This window comes from Bradyrhizobium sp. P5_C11_2, from assembly GCF_054049755.1.
This window is the reverse complement of the sequence record NZ_JBFULT010000689.1, coordinates 1-3,431: the sequence shown is the minus strand read 5'-3', so window position 1 is coordinate 3,431 and position 3,431 is coordinate 1. Positions and strand designations below refer to the sequence as shown.

The window sequence follows — 3,431 nt, the reverse complement described above, 5'->3', positions numbered from 1 at the left end:
TCCCTAAGCTGCGCGCCACCATCTCCTGCGCCGGATCGAAGCTCTGCAAGCCCGCCAGCACCGAAATGATGACGTATGGCAGGCYCAGCATCACGTTGGCGAGCACGAGGCCCGGCAGGGTCGCGACGAGGCCGACCTTGGCATAGACGAAGAAGATGCCGACGGCGGTGATGATGATCGGCACCACCAGCGGCAACAGCAGCATCATGTGGATGATCCGCATGATACGCAGCTTCGACTGGCTGATGGCATAGGCGGCGGCAACCCCGAGCGGCGTCGCGATCAGGACGGTCAGCAGCGCGACTGTCAGCGTCACCCGCGTCGCCTGCATCCAGGCCGGGTTGGAAAAATACTGCTGATACCAGCGCAGCGAGAAGGACGGCGGCGGGAAGGTCAGGAAGCGCGCGCTGGAGAACGAGATCGGCACGATGATCAGCACCGGCAGGATCAGATAGACCAGCACTAGGGCGCTGATCACATACAGAGCGATCCTTGCGGGCGACACGCGCGTCATTTCTGCCCCAATATGCGATCGAGCGAAATGAAGCGGCTGACGACGAGGAAGATCAGGAGCACGCTGACGAGCAGCACCACCGCGACCGCGCTCGCCGCGCCAAACTGGTTGTAGAGCTCGACATTGCGGCTCACCAGCATTGACACCATCACCGTACGGCCGCCGCCGAGCAGTTCCGGCGTGATGTAGAAGCCGAGGCAGAGCACGAACACCATGGTGCAGCCCGCGAGCACGCCCGGCAGCGACAGCGGCAGGAAGACGCGGACGAAGGTCAGCGACGGGCTCGCACCCAGGCTGGCGCCGGCCTGCATGAGATCGCCGGGGATTTTCTGCATGGTCGCATAGAGCGGCAGCACCATGAACGGCAGCAGAATGTGCACGGTCGCCACCACCGTGCCAAAAGTGTTGTGGACCAGCGCGAGCGGTTCGGAGATCACATCGAGATAGCGCAACAGCTGGTTGATCACGCCGGTGCGCTGGAGCAGCGCCAGCCAGGCATAGGCCCGCACCAGCACGCTGGTCCAGAACGGCAGCACGACCAGCGACAGGATCAGGATGCTCCAGCCTTTCGGCACGGCGTTGGCGAGATAGGCCACGGGATAGCCGAGCAGCAGCGCGAACAAGGTGACCGCGAGGCTGATCTCGAAGGTCAGCGCAAAGCTGCGCCAATAGATGTCCTCGGTGAAGATGCGGCGATAGTTCTCCAGCGTGAAGCCGTCATGGTAGATCGACTGCCAGGCCAGCCAGCCGACCGGCAGCACGATCAGCAGCAGAATCACGAGCAGCGCCGGCGACGCCAAGGCCAGCATCAGCCCGTGCTCGCGGCGCTGATGCTTTTGCGATGAATCCGGCATGGATGTCGTCACCACTGCCTCGCTTCGCTTACTTCTGCATGAACGACGCCCAGCGCTTCTCGGCCGCCTCGCCCGCCGGCGACGACCACCAGGCATAGGACATCAGCGCCTGTTTGGCCGCATTGGCCGGCTCGCTCGGCAGTTGCGCGGCGCGCTCCGGCTTGATCACGTTGGTCTCGAACGCCTTGGGATTGCCTGGACCGTAGTCGATGTGGAGCGGCAGATTGGCCTGGTGCACGGGATCGACGGCCTCGTTGAGGAATTTCACTGCCGCGTCGAGATTCGGCGCGCCCTTGAGGATGCAGAGCGAGGTGCTCTGCAAAATGCCCTGGTTGTAGGTGAAGGACACTTTTGCGCCCTCCTTGGCGACGGCGCTGACGCGGCCGTTCCAGGCCATCTCCATGTCGACCTCGCCGTCATTGAGGAGCTGCGCCGACTGCGCGCCGGAGGTCCACCACACCGTGATATGCGGCTTGATCTCCTCCAGCTTCTTGAAGGCGCGGTCGACGTCGAGCGGATAGAGCTTGTCCGGCGCAACGCCGTCGGCCATCAGCGCCGCCTCGAGCGTCGCGAACGGGTGGTTGCGCAGCGCGCGGCGGCCGGGAAATTTTTTCACGTCCCAGAAATCCGCCCAACTGTTCGGCGCGTCTTTCGGAAAGGTCTTCTGGCTGTAGGCCAGCACGCTGGAATAGAACTCGTAGGACACCGAATAGGGGCTGCGATAGGCCTCCGGCATCGCTGCGCCGTTTGGAATCTTCGAGAAGTCCAATTTCTCGATCAGCCCCTGCTCGCCGCCGCGCAGGCAGTTGCCAGTGGGGGTGTCGACAACGTCCCAGATCGGCTTGCCGCTGCCGACCTGGGTCTTGATCGCGGGCCAGGCGTCGGGGATGGAATCCTGGTTGATGGTGATGCCGAGCTTCTTGGCGGAAGGATCGAGGATCGCCACCGTCTGCGCCTGCTGATAGGCGCCGCCTTGCGAGACGAAGGTGATCTGTTCGGCGGCGTTGGCCGCGGTGCCGGCCAACGCAATCGCACCGCACGAAGCGCCCAACAGGGCGTAGCCAAATCTGAAGTGCCGTATCGTCATCCTCACCTCCTCTGTCGCCAAACTGGATCTCACTGACCGATCGCATCGAGAAACTGGTACCAGCCGGCGACCATGCGCACGGCGGGCTCGCGCAGCGGATAGAACGGAATCGCCTTCATGCGCCGCGCGTCGAGCAGCCCGACGTCGGGCGTCTCGCCGCGCACGAAGGCGGCGAGATAGCGCCCCATCAGGCTCGACATCGCAACGCCGGCGCCGTTGTAGCCCATCGAGAACAGCGTGCGATCGTCGAGCCGGCCGATATGCGGCACCGAGTCCAGCGTCATGCCGACCAGGCCCGACCATTTGTAGGCGAGCGGGACATCGGCGAGATCAGGGAAGATGCCGACCATCGCCTTGCGCAAAGCGTCGAACGCGGCTTCAGAGTCCTCTTTGCCGAACGCGCCGCGGCCGCCAAAAATGACGCGGTTATCGACCATGCGGAACCAGCGCATCATGCGCTTGGTCTCGGTATAGGTGCGCCCGGTCGGCATCAGCTTTCCGGCGAGATTGCGCGGCAGTTTTTCCGTTGCGACCATGGCGCTGCGGAACGGGATCAGCGTGCGCTGCATCTGCGCGGTGGCGCTGGTGAGGTCCGAGTAGCTGTTGGTGGCGATGATCGCCTGCTTCGCGCGCACGGCGCCATTCGGCGTCTCCGCGACGATGCCGCCCTGCTCTCGCCTCAGCTTGAGCACCGGCGATTCCTGGAAAATGGAGACACCGCGGCGCGCCACGCCGTCGGCGAGGCCGCGCAGATAGTTCAGCGGATGAATGCCGCCCGAGCCGGGATTGAGCACGCCGCCGACGAAGGTGTCCGAGCCGGTCTCCTCGCGTACCCCGCGCTTGTCGAGGATGCGGACTTCGACATCGCCCATCTCGCGCGTCATCCAATTGGCTTCGTCGATCGCGGCCCTCAAGGTCGTCTCGTTGTGCGCGGCCTTGACCTGGCCTGCGCGCGTCAACGCGGCGCTGGTGAGGT

Annotated in this window: 4 protein-coding genes; all 4 read right to left on the bottom strand. The window is 64.4% G+C overall.

All coding sequences use genetic code 11. The annotated features are described in order from the left end of the window. A partial coding sequence (locus ACXJL8_RS36940; RefSeq protein ID WP_456686608.1) for an ABC transporter permease occupies positions 1-514 on the bottom strand: 514 nt, incomplete at its 3' end. Further along, positions 511-1,368, bottom strand: coding sequence for an ABC transporter permease (locus ACXJL8_RS36935; RefSeq protein WP_456618050.1), 858 nt, complete (start codon positions 1,366-1,368; stop codon positions 511-513). The genes ACXJL8_RS36940 and ACXJL8_RS36935, both read right to left, overlap by 4 nt. A 28-nt stretch (positions 1,369-1,396) precedes the next feature. Further along, positions 1,397-2,455 carry an ABC transporter substrate-binding protein gene (locus tag ACXJL8_RS36930; RefSeq protein WP_456618051.1) on the bottom strand — a complete coding sequence of 353 codons (1,059 nt, stop codon included), beginning with the start codon at positions 2,453-2,455 and terminating at the stop codon, positions 1,397-1,399. Positions 2,456-2,484: 29 nt separating this feature from the next. Next, the coding region (locus ACXJL8_RS36925; protein WP_456686607.1) for an NAD(P)/FAD-dependent oxidoreductase at positions 2,485-3,431 on the bottom strand (947 nt) is incomplete at its 5' end.